22 protein-coding genes and 1 pseudogene are annotated in these 22,724 nt (G+C 70.2%); 13 read left to right on the top strand and 10 right to left on the bottom strand.

The window, feature by feature from the left end; all coding sequences use genetic code 11:
- Window positions 1-34: 34 nt before the first annotated feature.
- The 3 genes from ACWFR3_RS41810 to ACWFR3_RS41800 all read right to left on the bottom strand — a co-directional run bounded on the left by ACWFR3_RS41810 (window position 35) and on the right by ACWFR3_RS41800 (window position 3,213).
- Entirely contained in the window at window positions 35-874 is an 840-nt protein-coding gene (locus tag ACWFR3_RS41810; RefSeq protein WP_453739962.1) for a carbohydrate ABC transporter permease, read from the bottom strand.
- Complete coding sequence (locus ACWFR3_RS41805) at window positions 871-1,863, bottom strand: carbohydrate ABC transporter permease (RefSeq protein WP_453739961.1); 993 nt, start codon at window positions 1,861-1,863, stop codon at window positions 871-873. The genes ACWFR3_RS41810 and ACWFR3_RS41805 overlap by 4 nt, the downstream gene beginning before the upstream one ends.
- Before the next feature lie 90 nt (window positions 1,864-1,953).
- Window positions 1,954-3,213 (bottom strand): extracellular solute-binding protein, encoded by a 1,260-nt coding sequence (locus ACWFR3_RS41800; RefSeq protein ID WP_453739960.1) that lies wholly within the window; start codon window positions 3,211-3,213, stop codon window positions 1,954-1,956.
- A gap of 256 nt (window positions 3,214-3,469) precedes the next feature.
- On the opposite strand from ACWFR3_RS41800, the gene ACWFR3_RS41795 reads away from it, so the two are divergent.
- Both ACWFR3_RS41795 and ACWFR3_RS41790 read left to right on the top strand, forming a co-directional pair.
- Entirely contained in the window at window positions 3,470-4,330 is an 861-nt protein-coding gene (locus ACWFR3_RS41795; RefSeq protein WP_453739959.1) for a GntR family transcriptional regulator, read from the top strand.
- A gap of 144 nt (window positions 4,331-4,474) precedes the next feature.
- Window positions 4,475-5,023, top strand: coding sequence for a GNAT family N-acetyltransferase (locus ACWFR3_RS41790; RefSeq protein WP_453739958.1), 549 nt, complete (start codon window positions 4,475-4,477; stop codon window positions 5,021-5,023).
- 355 nt (window positions 5,024-5,378) lie between these two features.
- On the opposite strand, the gene ACWFR3_RS41785 is transcribed toward ACWFR3_RS41790, so the two are convergent.
- Window positions 5,379-5,981, bottom strand: a complete 603-nt coding sequence (locus ACWFR3_RS41785; protein ID WP_453739957.1) for a TetR/AcrR family transcriptional regulator — start codon at window positions 5,979-5,981, stop codon at window positions 5,379-5,381.
- 117 nt (window positions 5,982-6,098) lie between these two features.
- Between ACWFR3_RS41785 and ACWFR3_RS41780 the strand changes: the two genes are divergently transcribed.
- Window positions 6,099-7,268 carry an alpha/beta hydrolase family protein gene (locus ACWFR3_RS41780; RefSeq protein ID WP_453739956.1) on the top strand — a complete coding sequence of 390 codons (1,170 nt, stop codon included), beginning with the start codon at window positions 6,099-6,101 and terminating at the stop codon, window positions 7,266-7,268.
- 131 nt (window positions 7,269-7,399) lie between these two features.
- Here the strand turns inward: ACWFR3_RS41780 and ACWFR3_RS41775 are convergent, their stop codons facing one another.
- Entirely contained in the window at window positions 7,400-7,894 is a 495-nt protein-coding gene (locus ACWFR3_RS41775) for a hypothetical protein (RefSeq protein ID WP_453739955.1), read from the bottom strand.
- A 46-nt stretch (window positions 7,895-7,940) separates the two neighbouring features.
- Between ACWFR3_RS41775 and ACWFR3_RS41770 the strand changes: the two genes are divergently transcribed.
- Entirely contained in the window at window positions 7,941-8,477 is a 537-nt protein-coding gene (locus ACWFR3_RS41770; RefSeq protein WP_453739954.1) for a dihydrofolate reductase family protein, read from the top strand.
- Window positions 8,478-8,560: 83 nt separating this feature from the next.
- Here ACWFR3_RS41770 and ACWFR3_RS41765 read toward each other — a convergent pair whose 3' ends face one another.
- The gene (locus ACWFR3_RS41765) at window positions 8,561-9,145 is read right to left on the bottom strand and encodes a GNAT family N-acetyltransferase (protein WP_453739953.1); all 585 of its coding nucleotides are present in this window, start codon (window positions 9,143-9,145) and stop codon (window positions 8,561-8,563) included.
- 199 nt (window positions 9,146-9,344) lie between these two features.
- Here ACWFR3_RS41765 and ACWFR3_RS41760 point away from each other — a divergent pair, with 199 nt between their 5' ends.
- Together ACWFR3_RS41760 and ACWFR3_RS41755 are read left to right on the top strand one after the other, a co-directional pair.
- Complete coding sequence (locus ACWFR3_RS41760) at window positions 9,345-10,250, top strand: NADP-dependent oxidoreductase (protein WP_453739952.1); 906 nt, start codon at window positions 9,345-9,347, stop codon at window positions 10,248-10,250.
- Between the two features lie 469 nt (window positions 10,251-10,719).
- Window positions 10,720-11,043: a hypothetical protein gene (locus ACWFR3_RS41755; protein ID WP_453739951.1), complete on the top strand. Its 324-nt coding sequence runs from the start codon at window positions 10,720-10,722 to the stop codon at window positions 11,041-11,043.
- A 216-nt stretch (window positions 11,044-11,259) separates the two neighbouring features.
- On the opposite strand, the gene ACWFR3_RS41750 is transcribed toward ACWFR3_RS41755, so the two are convergent.
- Window positions 11,260-12,735 (bottom strand): FG-GAP repeat protein, encoded by a 1,476-nt coding sequence (locus tag ACWFR3_RS41750; protein WP_453739950.1) that lies wholly within the window; start codon window positions 12,733-12,735, stop codon window positions 11,260-11,262.
- Between the two features lie 257 nt (window positions 12,736-12,992).
- Between ACWFR3_RS41750 and ACWFR3_RS41745 the strand changes: the two genes are divergently transcribed.
- Window positions 12,993-14,297 carry a DUF4303 domain-containing protein gene (locus ACWFR3_RS41745; protein ID WP_453739949.1) on the top strand — a complete coding sequence of 435 codons (1,305 nt, stop codon included), beginning with the start codon at window positions 12,993-12,995 and terminating at the stop codon, window positions 14,295-14,297.
- Between the two features lie 18 nt (window positions 14,298-14,315).
- Here ACWFR3_RS41745 and ACWFR3_RS41740 read toward each other — a convergent pair whose 3' ends face one another.
- A complete protein-coding gene (locus ACWFR3_RS41740) occupies window positions 14,316-14,810 on the bottom strand; it encodes an Lrp/AsnC family transcriptional regulator (RefSeq protein WP_453739948.1) in 495 nt (164 codons plus the stop codon).
- Between the two features lie 73 nt (window positions 14,811-14,883).
- On the opposite strand from ACWFR3_RS41740, the gene ACWFR3_RS41735 reads away from it, so the two are divergent.
- The 3 genes from ACWFR3_RS41735 (at window position 14,884) to ACWFR3_RS41725 (ending at window position 17,527) form a co-directional block, all read left to right on the top strand.
- Window positions 14,884-15,894, top strand: a complete 1,011-nt coding sequence (locus tag ACWFR3_RS41735) for a DMT family transporter (protein WP_453739947.1) — start codon at window positions 14,884-14,886, stop codon at window positions 15,892-15,894.
- A gap of 232 nt (window positions 15,895-16,126) precedes the next feature.
- Entirely contained in the window at window positions 16,127-16,813 is a 687-nt protein-coding gene (locus ACWFR3_RS41730) for a protein kinase (protein WP_453739946.1), read from the top strand.
- Window positions 16,814-17,038: 225 nt separating this feature from the next.
- Window positions 17,039-17,527: a hypothetical protein gene (locus ACWFR3_RS41725; protein WP_453739945.1), complete on the top strand. Its 489-nt coding sequence runs from the start codon at window positions 17,039-17,041 to the stop codon at window positions 17,525-17,527.
- Window positions 17,528-17,768: 241 nt separating this feature from the next.
- Here the strand turns inward: ACWFR3_RS41725 and ACWFR3_RS41720 are convergent, their stop codons facing one another.
- Window positions 17,769-18,470: a hypothetical protein gene (locus ACWFR3_RS41720; protein ID WP_453739944.1), complete on the bottom strand. Its 702-nt coding sequence runs from the start codon at window positions 18,468-18,470 to the stop codon at window positions 17,769-17,771.
- A 480-nt stretch (window positions 18,471-18,950) separates the two neighbouring features.
- Window positions 18,951-19,517: a TetR/AcrR family transcriptional regulator gene (locus tag ACWFR3_RS41715; RefSeq protein ID WP_453739943.1), complete on the bottom strand. Its 567-nt coding sequence runs from the start codon at window positions 19,515-19,517 to the stop codon at window positions 18,951-18,953.
- Window positions 19,518-19,622: 105 nt separating this feature from the next.
- On the opposite strand from ACWFR3_RS41715, the gene ACWFR3_RS41710 reads away from it, so the two are divergent.
- The 3 genes and pseudogenes from ACWFR3_RS41710 to ACWFR3_RS41700 all read left to right on the top strand — a co-directional run.
- Window positions 19,623-20,531, top strand: a complete 909-nt coding sequence (locus tag ACWFR3_RS41710; protein WP_453739942.1) for an NmrA/HSCARG family protein — start codon at window positions 19,623-19,625, stop codon at window positions 20,529-20,531.
- A 780-nt stretch (window positions 20,532-21,311) separates the two neighbouring features.
- Complete coding sequence (locus ACWFR3_RS41705; protein ID WP_453739941.1) at window positions 21,312-21,896, top strand: dihydrofolate reductase family protein; 585 nt, start codon at window positions 21,312-21,314, stop codon at window positions 21,894-21,896.
- A 163-nt stretch (window positions 21,897-22,059) separates the two neighbouring features.
- Window positions 22,060-22,479 (top strand): annotated as a pseudogene (locus ACWFR3_RS41700) (FAD-dependent oxidoreductase); the annotation flags it as partial.
- Window positions 22,480-22,724: the final 245 nt, after the last annotated feature.

The raw sequence follows: 22,724 nt of genomic DNA, 5'->3' as shown, positions 1-22,724 counted from the left end.
TTCGCGCCCGCTCCTGGCGGGGGTGCTTCGCGGGTCAGCCCTTGACGGCACCGGCCGCGAAGCCGGAGGTGACATGGCGCTGGAGCAGCAGGAAGATCACGAGGGCGGGCAGGGCGAAAAGCGTCGAGGCGGCCATGGTCGCGCCCCAGTCGGTGCCGAAGGTGTTCTGGAACGAGGAGAGCCAGACCGGCAGGGTGCGGTTGTCCTGCTCCTTGATGATCAGGAAGTTGGCGTAGGCGAATTCGTTCCAGGCGGTGATGAAGCCGAAGAGGGAGGTCGCAAGGAGGCCGGGCATGAGCAGGGGCAGGGCCACCCGCCGGAAAGCCCCGGTGCGGGTGCAGCCGTCGACCTGCGCCGCCTCCTCCAGCTCGGGCGGGATGGTGGCGATGAAGCCCCGGAGCACGACGATCGCGAAGGGCAGCGTGACCATGAAGTAGACGAGGGTCAGGGTCGGCAGCCGGTCGAGCATGTCGGTGTCGCGGGAAATGATGTAGATGGGGATGATCAGCGATTCCCACGGTGCCATCTGCGCGATGAAGACCATGAGCATGAACTGCCGCCGGCCCTTCCAGCGCATCCGCGCGACGGCGAAGGCCGAGCCCAGCGCGACCACCAGCGCCAGCAGCACCGATGCGAGGGTGACCAGGATGCTGTTGCGCCAGAAGAGCTCGAAGCCGTCGGCCTGTACGGCCTTGCGGAAGTGGTCGAGGGTCCAGGTGTGCGGGAGGAGTCGGGGGTGGTCGGACTGGATGTCCCTGGAGGGTTTGAAGGCGGTCGAGATCATCCAGTACACGGGGAAGAGAGAGACCACGACGGTGATGACAGCGGCGGCGTTCAGCGGAATCCGGCGGACCCGGGGTCGCAGAAGGGTCATTGCAGTTCGTCCTCCTGACGGAACATCTGGCGGAAGTAGAGGACGAGCACCCCGGACATCAGGATCACGGTGAGCATCGAGGCGGCCGAGCCCAGGTCGTAGCGCTGGCTGGAGAGCGCTGTCTGGACCGCGTAGACGGGCAGGATCGTGGTGGCGTCGCCCGGCCCTCCGCGGGTCATCACCCAGATCTGGACGAACGCCTTGAACGTCCAGATCACCTCCAGCGAGAAGACGAGGATGAAGATCGGCCGGAGCATCGGCAACGTGACCGAGCGGAAGATCCGAGGGCCCGACGCCCCGTCCAGGCGCGCTGATTCGTACAGCTCGGCGGGAACGGTGGTGAGCGCCGAGTAGAGGGTGATCGCGGCGAACGGCACGGACTGCCAGACGATCAGCGCTACGAGGATCGCGAAGGCGGCACCGCCGTTGGCGAACCAGGGGTAGCGGTCGAAGGAGTCGAAGCCGAGCGAGGTCAGCAGCCAGTTGACGACGCCGAATTCGGAGTGGAACAGCCACTGGAAGACGGTGGTGGCCGCGACCACGGGCATCGCCCAGGCGAGCACCAGTGCGCACAGCACCACCGTGCGGCCCGCCTTGGCCAGCCGCTCGGTCATCAGGGCGACCAGGGTGGAGATCCCCATGATCAGTACGACGTTGACGGCCATGAAGGCGAAGGTGCGCGCGACCACCTCCCAGAACCGCGGATCGGACAGCAGCGCCCGGTAGTTGCGCAGCCCCACGAACTCGGCGTCCCCGGCGATCAGTTGGCGCAGCCGGAAGTCCTGCAGCGAGATCAGCACGGCCCGCAGCAGCGGGTAGACCAGGAGATAGAGCATGCCGCCGATCGCCGGTGCGATCAGGGCGTAGGGCCAGAGATTGCGCCCGGGCCGGTGCCACCGGGACGGTCGCCGCGGTGAGCGTCCCGAGGGGCTGCGATCCGTGCGGTACTGGGAAGTGCGTGGCGCGGACCGCTCACGGATGGCCGGCACGGCACGTCTCCTCTCGACGGACTCCGGGCAGCAAGGCAGGCGGAGTCATGGAGTGGGGCTCGGGGGAGAGAGGGAGAAGGGGACCAGGGATCAGGAATTGGCGTTCATGGCCCGCGTGATGGCCGCTGACGCCTTCGCCGCCTCCTTGGCGGCGTCACCGCCGATGAGGACCGCGGTCATGTAGTCCTTGATCGGGTTCTCGGCCTCCACCGCGGCCCAGCCGGGCGTGTTGGGGGTGGCGTGGCCGTTGGCCGCGCCCACCGCCATCGCGGAGGCGCCGGGGTCGTCGGCCACAGCCGAGGCCAGGGTGGTCCGGTTGGGCACATAGCTCATGGCCACGGCCAGCTTCTTCTGCCAGGCATCGCCCGTCAGTTCCCCGATGAGTGTCAGGGCCTCCTCGGAGTCACCCGCCGCGGCGGGGATGACCAGATCGGAACCGCCGGTGAAGACGGCGCCCGGCGTGTCGGCGTTCTTGCCCGGGATCGGGAAGAAGCCCAGCTTGTCCTTGAGTCCGGGGTTGTTCTCGATGACGGCGTTGGCGCCGCCCGGGGTGGAGATGACCTGGGCCACCTGGCCCTTGGCCATCACCTGGGCCTGCGGCGGATCGTCCTCGTCGGCGTCCTTGGGGCCCTTGCCCAGCGCCTGGAGGCGTTGGTAGAACTCCATGCCGCGCAGGGCCTCGGGGGTGTCCAGGGTGCCCTTCCACTTGCTGCCGGACTTGGTGGCGAAGTCGCCGCCCTCGTCCCAGATGAAGCCGCCGAGCGCGTACCACATCTGTCCGGGCAGATAGATGCCCTGCGTGCCGCCCTTGTTCAGCTTCTCGGTCGCCTTGACCCACTGCTCGCGTGTTTTGATCGCGGCGGCATCGACGCCGGCCTTCTTGAACAGGTCGGTGCGGTAGATGACGACGCGGTTCGCCGCGTAGTAGGGGATGCCGTACTGCTTTCCCTCGTACGCGCCGGGCTCGGCCAGGCCCTTGAGCCAGTGTTCGCCCTTGAGCTTCGCCTTGCTGTCGCTGAGGTCGAGCAGGCCGCCGCTCGCGGCGAACTGTGCCACCTGGGTGTTGCCCACCTCGATCACGTCCGGAGCGTCGTTGCTGGCCAGCGCGGCGGTGATTTTCTCGCCGATGCCGTCCCACTCCTGGATCTGGACCTTGACCTCGATCTTGGGGTGCTCGGCTTCGAAGCCTTTGACGAACTCCTTCTGGAAGGCGGCCGAGACGCTGTCACGCATCAGCCAGACGTCGACCGTCGTGGGTCCGTCGCCGCCCTCGTCGGCGGAGCCGCCGCAGGCGCTGAGCGTGGCGGCCATGACAAGTGCGGAACTACCGGCAAGCAGGCGGTACTTCACGATTCACCTCGGAGAGAGCAAGACCTGACCACCTGACCAGTGAAGCCCACTGGTCAGCTCGGCTCTTAATGCTGGATGAAGGTGGCATAGACCAATGGGGCCGTCAACCCCTCGCGCTGCAAACAGAATTGGCGATCTCGCCGGGCCGGAGTACGGTTCCCATCCCCTGGCGGGCGGCTACACTTGGCCTGACCAGTAGCCCAGTTCGGGCACTGGATGCTCGAACTGGTAAGTAACTGAGATCAGTGGGGACACCATGGACGCCGAAGTACCCGGGACGGTGCTCAAGCGGGAGAAGGCCCGCGATGCCGTCCTCGAACTGATCGAGACGCGCAACCCCGGAGACGCCATCCCCTCCGAGCGTGCCCTGTGCACCCTGCTCGCCGTGTCGCGGCCCACCGTGCGCTCGGCGATCGACGAGCTGGTGGCCGCCGGGCTCCTGGTGCGCGAACACGGCCGCGGCATGTTCGTCGCTCCCGCGAAGATCACTCAGGAGCTGGTCTCCGGGGGCCGCGCCCTGAGCGTTCCGCAGGCGGCGGGCACCTGGTCGAGCCGGCTCCTTGAGTTCACCACCCACCCGGCCGGCGCCCGGGTCGGCCGCAAGCTGCGGATGTCACCCGCCGAGGAGATCCTCTACGTCGCCCGGCTGAGGCTGGTCGACGGCGCCCCGATGGCCATCGAGCATCTGCACCTGCGGGCCCGACTGGCCCCCGGCCTCTCGGCCCGGGAACTGGAAAGCGGAGACCTCTACGAGCACCTGCGCGACACGCACGGGGTGCACGTCCACGAGGCCGTCCAGGCCATCGAACCGACCGTCGTGACCCGGGCGGAGGCCAAACTCCTCGACGTCCCCGAACTCTCCCCGGCGCTGCTCTTCGAACGGCTGACCTCCGACACCACCGGCCGGCCCGTCGAATACGTCCACTCGCTCTACCGGGGCGACCGCTACCGCATCGTCTCCCGCCTCACGCTTGGCCCGGCAGCCGAGGCCGCGGCCTCACCCTCGGCCCACGCGACCGGGGACGACCACCACCCGGGCATCCCGCCGGGCGATTTCACCCTCGGCGATGCCATGACGTCATCGACCCGGGGGGACATCCAGGAGCGGGATCACTGAGATCGGCCACTGCGGCCACTGCGGCCGGGGTGTGCGCGGTGCGGTTGCGCGTGGGCCGACGGCGGATGCGGACGCGGATACGGATGTGGAGGCCTGCTGAGGCGATGCCCGCGACCGGTCTGTGTACCGTGCCAGAATCTTCCGATGGGCCCGATCAAGGACTGCGCGCCACTGACCATCCGCCCCGCGACGGCTGAACTGCGTCCTGTCGTAGAACAGTTGGCTCAGTTGTACCGGCACGACCTGTCGGAATTCCTGGGTCATCTTCCCGCGCCCGACGGGACGTTCGGGTTCGGCGCACTGCCGCGGTTCTTCGACGAGCCGGAGCGCCAGGCCCTGCTGATCCGACACGGCGCAGCACCGGCCGGGTTCATCCTGACCCGCCCCCTGCCCCGGGGAGCCACCTCGATCTCGGCGTTCTTCGTCGTACGGGCGCTGCGCCGGCGGGGCGTCGGCCGGCAGGCCGCCCTGCAACTGCTGCACTCCCGACCCGGTGCGTGGGCGATCGCCTTCCAGGAGGCCAACGCGGGTGCCGCGCGCTTCTGGCGGGGCGTCGCCACCGCGGCCGTGGGTTCCGCCTGGCAGGAAGAGACCCGCCCGGTGCCGCCGCCGGCTCCGGCGACGCTGCCGGACGACCACTGGATCATGCTGAACACCGCGGGCCGAAAGCTGCCGCCTCCGCGATCCGGGTGATCACACGCGGCGGGTCCCGGCGTCCGGCGCCAGATGCCTGCGCACCCCTGGGTTGGCGGGCCGTCCGCCCGTGCGAGGCACCCAAACCAGCTCGGCCGACTGCGTCCGACGTGCGACGACGCGGCTCTCGTCCGGAGGGTTCTTGTCTGTCCATGGAAGCGGGGACGTTCGCCGTGGACCCCGAGCCCGGGGGCCCGCCCTGGCGGCTGTGGAGCGAGCTCGATCCCGGCGAGGCGGCGGCCCGCGGCATCTGCGCACCGGTCCACGCCCTGTCCGGCTACCAGCCGTGCGCAGCCGGTGGTGGCGCACGATTCTCACGAACCTTCCCCACTGCACGGCCACGCGTTTCTTCTAGCTAGGGGGCGGCAGCTTTCAGCGCGGCCTCGAGTACACGGGCGAGTCTGTCCAGGTACTCGTCGCCGCTGTCCCCCTCCAGGATCAGCATGCGGAAGCCCAACGGTGCCATCAGGAGGTCCGCGGCCAGTTCCTGGTCCAGTGCGGCCGGGAGTTCGCCCCGGTCGATCGCGGCCTGCAGCATGGCGCGCGCCACCGCCCGGCGCGGTGTCCCCACGCCCGTGCGGATCACATCCGCGAGCGCGCCCGAGTGGCGGCTCTGCGCGAGCAGTCCGGGGCCGATGCTGCCCACCACCGGGTTGGTGAGCTGGCTGCGGAGGGTGCCGAGGAACTCGCGCAGATCGGTGCTCAGGGCTCCGGTGTCCGGAGTCGGCGGCAGCGCGCCCTGCACCGCTTCCCGGACCAGTTCGGCGAGCATCTCCTGCTTCGATGCCCAGCGTCGGTACAGCGCGGCCTTGCCCACGCCGGCGCGCCGGGCGACCGCCTCCATGGACATCCGCTCGTAGCCGCTCTCCGCGAGTTCGGCGAAGGCCGCCTCGGTGATCGCCTCGGTCACCCGCTCCCGCAGGGCCGCGCCGCCGGTTGCCCTGCGTTCTGCTGCCATCCGCCCAGCATAGACGAACGGAACGGGTGCGTTCCGTTTCGCGGTGCGGTGAGCTAGCATCGCCTTCAGTGAACGGAACGGCACCGTTCCGTTCCATTTTAATGGGAGGCGCTGACGATGAAATTCCTCTACGACAACGAGTCCTTCTCCTTCGAGGCGTTGAGGGCCGCCGGTTACGCCACGTACGGCGGCGCCGAGCTCGGCGAAGTCCTGGTGACCTGCCGCCTGATCCCGGACGGGGACGAAGAGGCATGGTCGGCCCAGTGGGCCGCGACGGCGGCGCGGGTCGAGTGCATCGGCCGGGACACGCTGGCCGCCGGACATCGGGTGAGTGCGCGGGAGGCGCTGCTGCGGGCCTCGAACTACTACCGGACCGCCGACTTCTACCGGCGTGCGGACCCCGAGAACGACACCGAGTCCGCGCGCCTGGCGACGGCATCCCGGCAGACCTTCGCGGACGCGGCCGCCCTGCTCGACATCCCCGCCCGTGCCGTCCGCATCCCTTACGAGGACACCACCTTGCCGGGCTATCTGTTCCTCGCGGACGACTCGGGCGAGCCGCGCCCGACCGTGCTCTACCACGGCGGTTACGACTCCACCCTGGAAGAGGCCTACTTCGCGCTGGCCGCGGGAGCCCTGCGGCGGGGCTTCCACGTCCTCGCCTTCGACGGTCCCGGCCAGGGAAGCACCCTGCGCGAGCAGGGCCTGCACTTCCGGCCGGACTGGGAGGCCGTGGTCACCCCGGTCGTCGACTTCGCGCTCGCCCTGCCCGAGGTGGACAAGGACCGGCTCGCGCTCATCGGCACCAGCCTCGGCGGCTACCTCGCCGCACGGGCGGTTGCCTTCGAACACCGCATCGCCGCATGCGTACTGCACGACGGCATTTACGACGTCCACCCCACGTTCGAGGCAGTCGCCCGGACCGCGGCCGAAACCCCCGGCGGCTGGGCAGCCGTGACGGCGCAGAGCGTCTCGGTGCGCTGGATGGTCCACAACGGCCTGTGGACCTTCGGCATCTCCGACGCCGACGAACTCATGGAGGCCTCCAAGGCCTACACCTTGGAGGGGCTCGCGGAGCGGATCACCTGTCCGATGCTCGTTCTGGAGGCGGAGAACGACCAGTTCTTCACCGGCCAGCCGCAGCGTGTCTTCGACGCGCTGACCTGCCCGAAGGAACTGATCGTCTTCCCCGAGGCGGAGGGCGGCGGCGAGCACTGCCACGAAGGCGCGGTCGCCCTGTGGCACCAGCGCACTTTTGACTGGCTGGACACGCTGTTGGCCAGGTGAGCGGCCTGGTACTTGCCGGAGTACTTGCCGGAGGCCCAACCCCAGCCCGGGCCCGGGCTGCTAGGCCTGGCCGCGGTGGAGGGAAGCACCGTTGCGGCCAGGCCGGTCGATCAGATGCTCCGAAGAACGCACTAGTGCGGCCGATTGCAGAGAAGGCAGCCGTCCCAGAGCGGGAGCGCGCTGAGGACGCGGTGGCGCACGCACGAGGCCATCGCGGCCTCGTCCGGGCCGGGAAAGCCGCGCGCGGCGCTGCTGTCGGCGGGCGGGGCGAAGGACTCCACCATGGTCGTGAAGCGGTGCAGGTAGTCATGGACGCGGGGCGGGTAGTAGTCGAGCTCGCTCCAGCGATGGCCGCTCGCCGCGAGTGCTGTGGCCCGCAGCACGAAGTCCTTCGCGCGGGCGCGTTCTTGCTCTGTGGCACCCCAGTCGAACTCCGCCAGGTCGAACCCGACGGCACCGCGCCCCATGACGTTCTGGTCCTGCAGGGTCAGCAGCGCCGCGAAGCGGAAGTCCCAGTCCTCGGAGGCGAGATCGGACACGGCGAGCATCAGCACGTCGACGAACACCGCGGTGGCGCCATTGGACAGGTCCAGGTCCTGGCTGCCGCCGGAGAAAATGTTGCTCACCGACCTATGATGCAATCCCGGCCCTCCACCCGCTTGGAGAAGACGCATGACGGATGCGAGCACCGGCAAAGTGGTCGTGAACAGGGTGATGTCCCTTGACGGGTTCATCGCCGGTCCCGGCCACACGATGGACTGGATCTTCGAGCACATGACGTCGGCGACATTCCCTGAGGTCATGGCGGCCACGGGTGCCATGCTCATCGGCCGGGGCACGTACGAGGTCGGCAAGCGCATGTCCGACGAGAACCCCGACTACGACGGCGGAGCGCGGTTCGTCCTCACCCACCGCCCGCCCGACGAGCCGGACCCCGACGTCACCTTCCTCACCTGCGACATCGAGGAGGCCGTGGCCACCGCACGCCGCGCCGCCGGCGACAAGAGTTTGGAGATCCTCGGCGCCGACGTGGCCGCCCAGTGCCTGCAGCGCGGCCTCGTCGACGAGATCCTGGTGTACGTGCTGCCGGTGCTGCTCGGCGACGGCGTCCGCTTCGCACCGCCGGGCCTCGACCGGATCGACCTGGAGCCGTTCAGCAACATCCAGTCGGGCGGGGTCACCATGCTGCGCTTCCACGTGCGCAAGTAACGAAGGCGACTCCAACTTGCCCCGTTGTTACCCGTGTTGCAGGTCGCGGGGGGCGTGTGCCCGCATTCATGGAACAGGAAGCCTCAGTCTCCTTGAATACGGGCATGCAGATGCATGTCGTGCCGGCCGTCGTCATGCACGGCGGCGCTGCGTTTGGTGCCTTCCAGGCGGTAACCGGACTTGGTGGCGACCCCGCACGAAGCGTGGTTGCGGGTGGAGTGGTCCAGTTCCAGACGGTGAAACCCGATCTCGTTCAGGGCCCACACGGTGAGCGCCCCGAGGGCGTGCGAGGCGACACCGGCGCCGCGGGCGGCCGGGATCACCCAATAGGCCACGTCGGCTATGCCGTCGTCGAAGTCCAGGCCGCGCAGCGCCAGTCGGCCAAGTACCTCGCCGCCGTCGCGGGTGATCGCCCAGTGGCCGCCCCTCTCGCGCTTCCAGTCCTGGCGGTATGCGTCGAACCATTCCCGGACCTGAGCCTCGCTGGAGGGCCGCCGAGTGTGCCAGAGGCGGATCTCATCATCTTGGTAAGCGGACAGGAATGCCGGTGCGTCGGCCTCTTCCCAGGGGCGCAGCAGCAGGCCCCCGGTGGCAGGGAGCACGGGTTGAGGGGAGCCCCCGAGCAGGCCGCAGGCAATGAGGGGCGGCGTCGACAGAGCGTGAGTCATGCGCCATGTTCGCCCGACGCCGACCACACACGTCAACAATGAGCCGGTCGCCCAAAGGCATCACGACCGCCACGGCCGTTCGCCGGGCCCGGAAGGCCCGCGCGCCAGGCGCTACGGGGTAGCCCTTGGCGACGGGAATCCCCGCACAGCCAACGGTGTTGGGCCCTGCTGTCAGCATCCGCAGTATGAAGGGCTTCTCGTGCGCGCCATACAGATCGACCGCTTCGGCACCCCTGATGTCCTGGGCATCGTCGAGGCTCCCGTGCCCGAACCGGGGCCCGGTGAGGTACTGGTCCGCACGGTGGCGACCAGCATCAATCCCGTGGACGACAAGACGCGAGAGGGCGCCATCGGCGAAGGCACGCCCCCGCTGCCCCTGACCCCGGGCTGGGACCTGGCAGGCATCGTGGTCGATGGCGGCGACAGCGAACTGCGTGCCGGACAGAGCGTGATTGGCATGTCGCATCAACTCAGCTCAGGCCGGGGGACATGGGCCGACCTGGTCGCGCTTCCCGCTCGCGCGATCGCCGCGGCACCGAGTTCGATCAGCCTGGTGGAGGCGGCCGCCCTGCCGCTACCCGGACTGACGGCCTTGCAGACCCTGGACTGGCTGGCCGTCAAGGCCGGCGAGCGGCTGCTCATTGCCGGTGCGGCCGGTGCCGTGGGCGGACTGGCGCTGCAGATCGCGCAGGCGCGTGGAGTCAGGGTCGACGCGCTGGTCTCCCGCGACGCGCAGGTGACCTTCGCCCGCGACCACGGTGCCCAATTCGTCACCACCGATCCCCGCGCACTTGCCGAGCGCGCTTATGACGCCGTCTTCGATACGTTCGGAGCGTTCGTGACGGATGCAGTGGCCGACGGAGGCCGGTACGCGTCGATCGCCACCCAAGCAGGCCCCGTCCCCGACCTGTCCTCCCGCGGTGTCCGGACCACCGTCAACCAAGTGCGTGAGGACGGCGAAGGATTGAGCGAGCTGACGAAACTCGTCGACAGAGGACTGCTGCGAGTACGGGTGCACTCCTCCTTCGGGCTGCAGGAAATCCAGGCCGCCCACGCGCTGTTCCTCCGGGGCAGCCTGGAAGGCAAGGTCACGGTGGTCTTCTGATGGCGCTTGGATCCACCGGCCCCTGCGCTGGTCCGGAGGATCGGAGAAGGCCCACAGTCTGGGAGCTTTCGTGTTTCGCGCCGGGCGAGAAAACAGGAGAGAGTGAGCCGGAGTAGATTTTGAGTGCGGGGCGGGAGCCAGCGGGTGTCGTCAGCGTCTGCGCCGCCGCCGTCTCTCCAGCCGTGCGGCCCGCGGTTCAACTTCCGTGGTTGGTCGTCGAGCGCTGGGCATTGGCCGGTAGCCGCCGCGACGATCGGAATGCGTGACAGTGGAGCAGGACGAAAAACGAGCGCCAGTTCCGGCCCCTGCGTCTGCACCCGCAGGCCGACGGAACTACAGCGCCTGCCTGGCCGTGGTGGCGGTCATCGCGTGCCTCATCTTCGTTCCCGCGGTCGGTGGGGAGCTCTGGGGCCAGGGCGTCTGGCGCTGGGCCGGAGCCTCGTGGCCCGGCGGGCCCTACAGTCTCGCCGTGCTGCTGGGACTGGCCGTGCCCGGCCTGCTGTTGCTGCTGTTCGCCGCTCTGACCTCCGTGGACTGGCAGCGCCACAAGGCCCGTTCCGCTGCCTGGGCGGCCACAGCGCTCTCCTGCGTCACCGCTCTGGTCCTGACCGGCGGGGCAGTGGTGGACGCCTCGCCGTTCGGTGGAGGCCGCTGGGGCTCACCCGGTGGCACCGATACCTCACGTCACTACCCCGGCCTGTGGGCAGTGGGCTGCGGTGCCACACTCCTGGGCATCCTCGTTCTGACTGTGGTGATCCGCACGCGTGAGAAACGGCGGATCTCCGCCGGGTGAGCGCGCCGTTGCCGGTACTTGGCGAAGCGGCCGTGTCGACTTCTGTGCGCTCGGGTGGGTCGTGGTCGTCAACTCCGGCCTTGAGCCCGGCCGGGGGCCGGGCACCGCCGCCGTCTGCGTCGCGGCCCCTGGCCAGCGGCGCCGTATCACCGCCGGAACCCGTCCAGTCACCGCCGGATCCCGCCCAGCAGGCTGGCACCTGCCGTCAGGGCAGGGTCAACGGCTGTTCAGCGGCTTGCCGTACTTGTGGGCCGTGGAGAGGTACGGGAGGCCCAGCGAGCGGGGTGAGAAAGCCTCCGAGGCGGCGGCCGAGCCGCGGGGCAAGAGCCACACGGCGCCCAGGGAGGCGTTCTCGCCCGGGGAGCCGACCGTGACATCGGGTACGCCGTCGGCGTTGTAGTCGTCCGCGGCGACCGCCGCACCGAAGGCGTCGCCCGCCTCGGCGACGCCCGGCACGCGGGCCGTGTCCTGATTCCAGGCGACGGAGGTGGCAGCGCCGCCCGCGTCGAGCAGGCCCCGGGCTCCGCCGCGGAGCAGCCAGGCGGCGCCTGCCCCCGCTTTGCTGCCGATGGCCTCACCCGGAGCGCCCGCGATCAGGTCGTCGCGGCCGTCGCGGTTGATGTCGGTGACGGAGAGGGCGGCACCGAAGCGGTCGCCGTCCTCGGCGATCCCCGGCACGCCCGCCGTGTCCTGGTTGAGGGTCTGGGTACGGCTGCCGAAGGAGCCGCCCGCGGGGCTTCCGTAGTGGAGGTGGATGCCGCCTCCCTCGGCGAGTTTCTCGGGGCCGCACGGGTCGTCGATGTTCTCGTCGGCGATCTCACGGCACTCGCCCAGCGCCAGGTCGTCACGGCCGTCGCCGTCGAAGTCGCCTGCTGCCAGGGCACTCACGCCGGCATTGTCCGTGTTCCAGAAGTTGGCCATCCGGGACCCGTCGGCGTCCCATCTGAACAGGCGCACGTGGGACTGCGTGTTGGGCTGGCCCGCGGTCCAGTACGCCACGGCCAGGTCGGCGATGTCGTCGTTGTCGAAGTCGCCGGTGGCCAGGACGGGGGCGCGGCCGCCCATGGGGGCGGCGACAACGGTGGTGATCATGCTGTCTTCGCCCTGGATGATGCGAGCGACGACCTTGTCCGTGCCGCCCACCACGATCGCCTTGTTGCCGCCATTGTCGCCGCCGGTCAGATCGGCCGCCGCAACCGATCTGCCGTACGCGGCCGATGGCGAGGGCCCGGTGAGGACCGATGACCCCGGTCCCGGCCCATCCTTCGAGCCGCCTACGGCGATGACCATGCCCGCGTCCGTACCGCGGTCGGTGACATCCTCGCCGGGTACACCGGCGAGCAGTTCCGCGATGCCGTCGCCGTTGAGGTCGGTCAACGCCACGGATGCGCCGAAGCGGTCGCCCGCCTCCGGGCTGCCGGGAACCTCGGCAGTGGCCTGGGTGACGCGGATGCTTCCGTGGGCGCCGACGCCCCTCGAACCGCCCCAGACGATGTTGACGTACCCGGCCTTGGACTGGCCTGCGACGGTGCCGTCGGGGACCCCGACCGCGAGGTCCGCGTAGCCGTCGCCGTTGAAGTCGCTCAGGGCGGTGCCGGGCGCGGCAGCGGCGGTGCCGGACGGGACCGTGAACCCGGCGGTGGCAGCGGCGACTGCGATGGCGTAGGTCAGGATGCGGCGGCTGTGCGGCATGGAGGGCTCCCGAACGATCGACGGGGTGCGGACTATCTGGTGTGACCGTCGAAGGGCGGCGCTGGTTGTACGGAGTCGCGCCGTCCGTGAGGCCGTGAGGCTGCACCGGCACCTCGGTGACGACGGCGACGATCAGCCGCTCGGGCCCCGCTCAGGGCGCGTCGCGGTCGAGGTACCTTCGCCAGGCACTGCGCAGGCGTCGTGGATGACTCTTGGAGGGGGCCGGGTTGGACTGGGTGGCGTGTGAGGACGAATTGGTGGCGGGGGCCGTCGGGAAGCTGACGGAGCACGCCGGGCGGGGCGGTCGCTTGTATGCGGCGGTACTGGGCGAGCTCCACGCCGAGACCGACGGCGTGATCGGGCTGCCGGTGCTCGGCGCCAACTCGGAGGAGGAGCTGGCCGCGGAGGACCAGCGCTGGAGCCTGCCGGACTGGAACACCGTGTGGGCGCCATGGCTGCCGGAGGAGCGCTGGCGGCATTGGGAGCAGGCGCTGACCGACGCGGCCGGACGAAGCTCCGCCCGGCACTGGGAACGGACCTTCGACAGGTACCTGATCATGCTCACCCGCGTGTGCAAACGCGTACGGAGGCAGCTGCGGGCCGACGGTGTGGTGGACCGGCACTTCGTCGTGGTGGTGTTGACCGACGACGACGAGCAGGAGGACCTGCTGCGCCGCATCCTGGGCGTCGGCGAGCTGTACCGGCTGTTTCCCGGCTATGACCGGGAGAGGGCCTGGATGAGCGAAGTGGAGGCCAAGTCCCCCGCAGAGCGCGCCGTTTGCTATGTGCAGGCGGTGTGCGATGGGGGAGAGCCCATTGATCCAGACAGGGCCCGGAGGGAACTGCGGGATCTCGGCCGCGCCGCACTCCCGGCCCTGGGCAACTGGCTGGCCCACGGGCCCGACCGCTGGCAGGCGGCGAAGGTCCTTGCCGATATCGGATGCGCCGCGGACGAGGTGATCGAGCCGTTGGTCCGCGCGTTGCGCACCTGCACCGGCGCAGATCAGTTCTGGAGCGCCTGCGCCCTTTCCCGCCTGGGGCGGCTCGATGTGGTGCTGGCCGACCCGGGCCTTGGCGGCAGCGTGGTCGCCGCCGCGGCTGCCGCGCCGTACCGCGCCTTCCGCGATGACGCCCTCTGCCCGCCTCCGCTGGACTACGGCCCGCTGGCCCAGCTCCTCACGGACCGTCCGCAGTTGAGCGATGCCCTCGTCAGGGAACTGCGCCCGGGATCGAGCTACTGCACCATCCGGGCTGAAGAGGCAGACACCGCCATCGAGGCGCGGCGCTCGCCGCACCCGGTCATCCGCCGGCACGCCGCCGGCGTCCTGGGCGAGCGGAAACTGGGCGCGGCGGTGGGCCGACACGTCATCCCGCACCTCGCCGCTGTCGCCACCGACGACCCGGATGCCACCACCCGGCGCCTGGCACTCCTGTCCTTGCACGACTGGAAGCACGACGCCCGGCACTACACATCGACCATCCGCCAGGCACTGCACGACCCGGACGCCGGCGTGCGCGCCACGGCACAGCACTGCCTGGACCAGTCTGCCGAACAAAGCTGAGGGGCACCTGGGGGCCAGTCAGCGGGCTCTGCGGGAGAAGCGGGGCCGGTCGGGTGCGGCCGGTTCGATGCGGCGGGACTGGACGTGCTCGTAGGCCATGGTCGTCTGCACGTCGGCGACTTCTTTGCGTTCGGTGAGGCGGTCGATGACGAAGGCGTACACACCGTCGACGTCGGGGACGGCGATGTGCAGGAGGAAGTCGTGCGGGCCGGAGGTGACGAACAGGCCGATCACCTCCGGCAGGCGTGCGGCCCATTCCCGGAACCCCTCGATGACGGGGCGGGCCGGGGGCCGGACGCGCACCGAGATCAGTGCCTGGACGGGCCGGCCGGCCGCGTCGAGGTCCAGGACGGCGTGGTAGCCGGTGATCACGCCGCGCTCACGCAGCAGCCGTACCCGCTCGAGCGAGGTGGAGGGCGAGACCCCGGTCTTGGCCGCCAGGTCGCGGTTGGTCTGCCGTGCATCGTTCTGCAGCTCCCGCAGAAGGGCCAGGTCCAGCGCATCAAATTCCATGGAAGCGACCCTATGGCGTACGAAGTGCGGCTGCGAGCGGCATTGCTTGAGAGTTTGCTTAGTGTCGCTGGCTATGGAGACACGAACGAATGGTCCGATGCTCGGTGCGGGACTGGTGCTGGGCGCGGCAGTGCTGTGGGGCACGGTCGGCCCCGCCCAGGTGCTGGCCTCCAGCCCCATGTCACCGGCGGCCCTGGGCGGCTGGCGGCTGGTGGCGGGCGGGCTGATCCTGGGGCTGTTCACCGTCCGCCGCACCACCGTGCGGGCGCTGACCAGGGGCACGGTGGTGCGCCCCCTGCTGGTGTGCGCGGTGTCGACGGGCGTCTTTCAGGCAGCCCTGATGTCCTCGGTGGCGCGGACCGGGGCGGCCCTGGCCACGGTGGTCGCCATGGGCATCGCCCCCGCGGCGGTCGGCTTGTGCGCCCGCTGGGTCACCGGGGAGCGGATGACAGCCGTCTGGACGGCCGGCACCGTCGCGGCCGTCGCCGGCTGCGCCCTGCTGCTGTCGCCGGGGAGCGCGGGGGTGGACGCGCTGGGCCTGTTCCTGGCGGTGGCGGCCGGTGTCTGCTACGGCCTGTACACGGTCTTCGCCAAGAAGCTGGCCGCAGTCGTTCCCGCCGCCCAACTGCCCGGGCTCGCCGCGCTTTCCCTGCTGGCAGGAGCCCTTCCCCTGGCGCCCTGGGTGTTCACCAGCGCCGCTCCCGTGCAGCAGGGTGCCACCATCACCCTGATCGTCTGGCTGGGCGTGGTGACGACCGCCCTGGCTTACTGGTTGTTCACCACAGGACTCACCCGGGTGCGCGCGACCACGGCCGGAACCCTCAGCCTCGCCGAGCCCCTGGCCGCCGCGCTGATCGGCGTGCTCCTGCTCCACGAGCACCTCTCGCCGGTGGCATGGGCCGGCGGCGCACTGATTCTCACCGGGATGATCACCATGTGCCTGCCGCCGCGGTTCTTCCCCCGCTCCATGCGGAGGTCGCGGATCTCCCAAGACCGGCACGTCACACCCTCCGGCGTACTCGAACCCCTCGCACCCGGCGAACAACGTGCTGAACCGGCGTCGCAGGTCCGCACGTCCGCCTAGCCAGAGCGAAGCACGCCGGCCGCCGACGCCGCGGAACGACCATGGTGGCGCCACCGATGACGGATGCCGGCAGGGGGTATCGGGAAAGTAAGCGCAGTTCCCGGAACCAGTGAGCAAGGAACACCGCATGACGCGTCTCCCCACCGCTGACTTCTTGAACGTCATCCACCCCTACACGGGAGATGTCCGCGATACGCAGCCCACGACGAGAGGGTTCAGCTCCGATGTCCTGGTGCTGATCGATGCCGAGCAGGGACAGTTCTTCGTCAAGGGGATCGAGAACCGGGCCGGAGGGCGCCGGGACTCCATCATCAGAGAGCGGCTGATCAATGAGTCCGTGCAGCCCTTGTCGCCGCGCCTCCTGTGGCACGTGGAGAGCGATCAGTGGATCGCACTGGGTTTTGAGCGGGTCAGCGGTCGCCTGAGTGATCTCGCACCGGGGTCCGCCGATCTTCCTGCCGTCATCGAGCTGCTGGACAGGATCGGGGACGTCTCCCTGCCGGCGGTGGCCGACAGGTGGCCCGAGAGAAGGTGGAACCGTTTCGCGTCCGATGCGGATGAGGCCGCGCTCTTCCGGGGGCACAGTCTCATCCACGGGGACATCAACCCGAGCAACTTCCTTGTGGGGGACGGCGGGTCGTGGGTCGTCGATTGGGCATGGCCCACCAGGGGAAGCGCGCTCATCGACCCCGCGCTGCTGGTCCTGCAGCTCATCGCGGGCGGCCACAGCCCGGCGGGTGCCGAGTCCTGGGTCGCTGGGTGCGCCGGGTGGTCGACGTCCGCTCCTGCGGCAATCGACGCCTTCGCCATGGCCAACCTGCGCATGTTCCGCACGAGGGCAAGGCGGTTCCCCGAGCAGGAGTGGCTTGGCGCCATGGAGGAAACGGCTCGGGCATGGGTGGCCCACCGGCTGGGCTGAGGCGCTCAGCGCATCCTGATGCGGAAGCTCGGTGGGGCAGATACCGCTGTGCGGGACGGCTAGTTGGCGCCGGATCCCCTTCCCTCCCGGGCACCCGCCCCAGCCGGCCCGCCCGCTCGTACTCGGCGCGCGGCAATGGCAGCCGCAATCCCCGTCTCCCGGTCACAGGCCGGGCCTCGCAGCCCATCTGGTGCCGGTGCCGCGGTATGACGCAGGCTGGCCCGCATGGACTGGTTGCCACTGCTCTCAACCCTGGCCGGGGCCGCGATCGGCATCGTCGCTACGCTCATCGCGGATCGGAGTCGGTGGAAGCGCGAGGATGCCAAAGAAGGTCTTCGGCTGCGGCTCGACATCTACACGCAGTACACCGTCGCCGTGAAGGTTCTCGGTGAGACCCTGCGGGCCGTGGCCGGGCGGGAGCATCCTTCCGACGAGGAGCGGGCGCTTGCGCTGCGCGAAGCCTTCCGGGAGTCAGACATCGCCATCGCGTCCGAGCGGATGTGGCTCATCGCGCCCCAATCCGTCGTCAAGGCCTCCAACAGCGTGTTCCACTGCCTGCGGCGCATCTGCGACGGCTACATCGACGGCGCTGCCGTCAGCAGCCCGGAGGATCACGCGCGTTGGGAGGCGCGCGGCAAAGCGGCCGCCGAGATGCGCAAACTCATGCGCGAGGATCTCGACGTCGGCGCACTCGCCGAACGCCACAGCACCTGACACTCCGGCCGGAGACCACGTCACACGATCGCCGCCTGGAGTACGAGGTTGAATGCACCCCTGAATCCAGGGTGCGGTGCCACGTTGCTCGTCGTGGGGGCCTTCGGAGTCGCGGGCTACGGGCAACGCGGAGGCTGGACGGCGTCACCGGCGTGCCCGCGTCGTGCGCGCCGCGTCCGGCCTCAGGTGGCGCGGCGCTCATCGGGCCGCTCCCGTCGGCCGTCAACGTACGGCCCACTCCTCAGGAATCGGGCCGTTGGCTGCTGTCGTCCGGCAGGGCGCGGGCCGCAGCGCGGGCCTGCTCGGCGTAGTTGCGGTGTTGCGCGGCCTGAGGGCCGCGGTGTTGTTGCTGGTAGGCGCCGGCCAGCGCGTCCTCGGCCTCGGCCAGCTCCTCGAGCGCGGCTGCGGCCTGCTTCCGAAGCCGGAAGGTCCTCGCTTCCAGGGACAGGGGTGACAGCGGTCCCTGTGCTCCGGCTCGCGCGGCGGAGAGGGCGGTCTCGCGGTCGATGGCCTCTTGTTCGCGTCGGCTGGCTGAGGCCGAGCGGTCAACTGCTGCCCTGGTGCGGGTCAGGCGGGCCTGGCTCGCCGCGAGCAGATTCTGTGCGCGGTCGATCTCCTCGTAGGCGCGCTGCTGGAGAGTGGGAGTTGACTCTCCCGCAATCCGGGACCGTTCGTCCAGGCGTTTCTCCTGGCCGGCGAGTTGGCTCTGCCACCCGTCGGCGGCGGTTTCCCGCCTGTCGGCGGCGCGTTCGCGCGCATCTGCGGCGGCGTCCCGCTGGTCGGCGAGGCGCTCTCGCTCGTCGGCGTCGGCCTCCCGGCTATCAGCGAGGCGCTCGCGCTCGTCGGCCCGCTGTTGCCGTCCGTTGAACGCCTGTTCGTCCGCGTCCGAGGGCTCAGGGCCCTGGTCGGCCGCGGCCGGGCTGTCCAAGGGGTCCGTGTCCATATCAGCAGTATGCCCGGCCCCAAGCGCGTCGCGGAGGCGTGCCCGGCCAACCGATGGCAGCCCTGAACCCCCTCGTCAGCAGACCTCGATGCGGCGAGGGGTTTGCGAACGGGCCCTGCCCGCGCGGGCTCGGCCTTGCCCGCGGCGTCCGTACGGAAGCCGGGCGGTTGACCTGACACCGGGGGCGGTTGGAGGGTGCCGGCGCGGGCGGTGCAGGTCTCCAGGGTGCTGCTGGAAAGGTCGCCGCCGGCGGCCAGGGAGCAAGCATGTCCTGGTCGAGCCGGGGGGCGTCGAGCACGTCGAGGAGGCGCACGAGGGCGCCCGGGGGCCCGGATGGCTTCAAGGAATGCCCGCCGCTCCGGTCGTCAGCCGCTCGTCAGCCGGTCGGTTGACGACAGCGGGAGGCAGCAGGCGGATGCCTGATCCCGGGCGTCTGCCGCGTGGGGAGGGCAGGGCTCCCGCCGACGGGTGCGGGCCTGGTCAGCGGAGGGGGAGCGGGTCAACTCCCTGGAGGGCGAGCTGGAGCAGACGGGTCGCGTGGGGGAGGGGGGCTGCCTGGTGTTCTGTGGCCAGGGCGATGCCGACCGTCAGGGTGATCAGGTCGTGGAGGGTGAGGTCGTCGCGGACGGTTCCCTCGTCGATGGCGCGGCGGAGCAGCGGGGAGCCCGCCGCTTCCAGGACGGCTGCGCACGAGTCCGGGGCGGGGTCTTGGGTCGGCGGTTCGTAGGTGAGGGCGTCGGCGAGCCCGCGCGCGGAGACCGCGTAGGCCAGGAGGTCGTGCGTCCAGTCCAGCAGCGCCGCACGGCTGTCCTTCGCGTCACGGCCGGCACGCGCCCGTTCGGCCAGTGCCTGGATGCGCTCGTGGAACACGGCTTCGAGCAGCGCCTGGCGGGTGGGGAAGTGCCGGCGCACGGTCGCCGATCCGACGCCCGCGGTGCGGGCGATCTGCTCGAGGGAGGCTTCTGCGCCCCGCGACGCCACTTCCGCTTCGGCGACCTCCAGGATGCGGGCGTAGTTGCGTCGTGCGTCCGAGCGCTGACCGGGCATGTTTCCCCTTGCTTGCTAAGTGGCGGCCCCCGCCATATCGTAGCGGAAGACTAAACGGCGGCCCCCGCCATTTAGTCTTCCGCTACCTTGCGAGGAGATCCGACGATGCCTGAAACCTCAGCTCCCGTTCTGGTTACCGGCGGCACGGGCCGCCAGGGCGGCGCGACCGTCCAGGCCCTGCTGGCCGCGCGCAAGCCCGTCCGGGCCCTGGTCCGCGACCCGCACGCCGACGGCGCGAAAGCTCTCCGGGCCCAGGGCGCCGAGCTGATCACCGGCGACCTGACCGACCCGGACTCCCTGGACCGTGCCGTCCGGGGAGCCGGTGCGGTCTTCTCGGTCCAGATGCCGCCCTTCACCGACGACGGCGTCGACTTCGCCGCGGAACTCGCGCAGGCCACCAACCTGATCGAAGCGGCCCGGCGGGCGGGCGTGGGCCAGTTCGTACAGTCCTCCACCAGCGGGGTCGGCGCACACACCAAGGCTCCCGGCTGGGACGAGGGCCGCTGGGCGCCCATGCAGCCCTACTTCGAGACCAAGCAGGCGATCCTGGAAGCGGTACGCCGTGCGGGCTTTGCCCGCTGGACCGTGGTCAAGCCCGCGTTCTTCATGGAAAACCTCCTCGCGCTCGCGCCCCGCGGACCCGGGGGCGGCCTGGCGACCGTCGTGAAGCCGGACACCGAGCTGGCCTTGGTCGCGTGCGAAGACATCGGCGCGGCCGTGGCCCACGCCGTCGGCGACCCCGACCGCTTCCACGAGGTCGAGCTGGAACTGGCCGGCGACCGGCTCACCATGCAGCAGATCGCGCAGGTCCTCACCGAGGTGTGGGGGGTGCCGGTGACCGCCCCGACGATGAGCCTTCAGGAAGCACTCGCGGCGGGCATGCCCAGCTGGGGAGCCGGACACGACTGGAACAACAACGTCAGCCAGCCGGCCCGCCCCGAATACGCCCGGGCGCTGGGCATCACACCCACCCCGTTCGCCGACTGGGCGCGGACGCATTTCACGGCGGCGTAAGGAGTCCGAGGAGCGGCGCGGGCGCCCTGCGCACAGGTAACTTCCCGGAGTGCGCACGGGCGCCGCGCAGGGTGCCGGTCACGCAGGGATCGTGCGTGCACGCCGTGGTCCGTTCGGCATCAGCCGCCCAACTGGGCTGCTGGAGCGATGTGTTGCGTCCAGCATGGCTGCCTCGGGTTCGGGCAGGCGACCGGTATGGACGCGACAGCGGCGCAGTACGCGGCCCGGTGTGCACGATCCAAGGCCGTTCTGGACTGTGCCGTGGAACTGAGCTTGACGGCAACGGAGTTGACGGAAAGAAGCCGCCGCCTCGTCGAGGAGAGCCTTTGCGCCAGGCGCCGTTGTACTCGACTCCTTGAGGCATCGGCGTGGGATGTCGCGGAGCGCGCTTCATAGCGACGAGCCGCTCACGCACGACTTGCTTCTACGGCAGATCGCCCCCGGGGCGCCGTGGCGCTCCGGCCATGCCTGCGCGGCGACACGCAACCAGGACGTCCAGAGGGGAAGCGCGTGTGACTTGCCGACAGGACCGGGCGGACTCGACGAACGTGAAGACCATGGCCGAGAATCCCGTGCCGTGCCGGGGCGCGCGGGTACACCGGCCGGCGGCAGCAGCATGACTGGCACGACCGGGGCGTGGCGGCCCGGATGAACGAAGGGTCGGCGCGGCAGGCCGATGAGATAGCCGACTGGCCGAAGTCTTCTCTGTGACATTCCGCCCCCGCCGGCGGATCAGGAAACGGCGGATCACGGTGTCATGGAAGAAGGATGGAGGCCCCCATGAGCAATCCGATCCGGCTGTACATGTCGATGTCGCTCGACGGCTACATCGCCGGTCCCGACGATCGACCGGGCCAGGAGCTCGGACGTGCCGGCGGACGTCTGTTCAACTGGCTCGACGACCGGGAATCCGACGGCCCCAGCGGACAGGTCTACCGCGAGGCGCTGGCCACCGGCGCGGTCATCTCCGGCCGCAGGACCTTCGAACTCGCCGGACGCTGGCAGGGCGACCACCACGACGGTGTGCCCATCTTCGTCCTCACTCACCAGGTCGACGACGGGGACGTGCCACCCGGCCACGCGCGATTTGTCACCGACGTCGCGGACTGCGCCCGCCAGGCCCGCGCGGCTGCCCATGAGCGGCCGGTCATGGTCCACGGGGCGGGCGCGGCCCAGGCGCTCCTGCGGGCCGGGCAGCTGGACGAGATGGAGATCCACCTGGTCCAGGTCCTCCTCGGGGACGGCCGACGGCTCTTCGACCACCTCGGTGGCAAGCACATCGAACTCGACCTCGTCCGACGGCTCGAGGACCGAGACGTCACCCACCTCCGCTACCGGGTACGCGGCCCCCGCGAGACCGCATGAAGAAGCTCTTCGCTGCCTGCCTGCCTGCCGCGCCAGCGCGGCCCGGACCCCCGGTGGGAAGCACGCGAGCTGTTGGAGCAGCGGGTCGCACCAATACCGCGAGGAGCTGGGCCAACGTCCGGAACCGGGCCGGGGGACAGGCCCCGACCAGCTCGCGGAGGAGGATCCGGCGGACACCGAGGCCGTACGAGCACGCCTGCTGGCCCTGTTCGACGGCTGGGACGCTCACGTCCTCGACCTCATCCGTTGCGGGACGGCATTCGTCCACCGCCCCCTGCACACCCTGCCCGTGGACCACACCTGGGCCCATGTCGGCGGGGTGACGCTGGTGGGCGATGCCGCTCACCTGATGCCCCCGCTGGGGGCGGGCGCGAACCTGGCGATGCTGGAGGGCGCCGAACTCGCCGAGTCCGTCATCGCCGCCGACCCTGATGGTCTGGATGAGGCCGTCCGCGTCTTCGAGGAACAGATGTGGGCGCGGGCCGGCACATGGGCTGGCATCACGACGGCCGGTCTGGAACGCCTCGTGAGTTCGGATCCCTCTCAGGCGCTTGCCCTGTTCGACGAGGTCCAGCCGTCCTGACCGCCCCTGCGCGCGCGAACGGATGAGGTGCTTTTGGACTCCCGGGCGCCCTGCCCGGTATGGCGGGTCTGCTGGGCTCATCGAGTGGTGTGCAACCGTCAGCTTCAGGGTGAGCCCGCCGACGCGGGAGTACTCGGGGCCGGAGGATGCCTCGCACCGGGAGCAGCGCGGGTCGGTGGCTGGTGTGCCTGCACAGGGCGCAGGGCTGCAGACGTCAGGGCGGAGAGAAGGCTCAGCCTTCTCTC

The sequence above is a fragment of the Streptomyces sp. NPDC055189 genome, assembly GCF_053606765.1.
The sequence above is the reverse complement of the archived record's forward strand: the minus strand, read 5'-3'. Positions and strand labels throughout refer to the sequence as shown.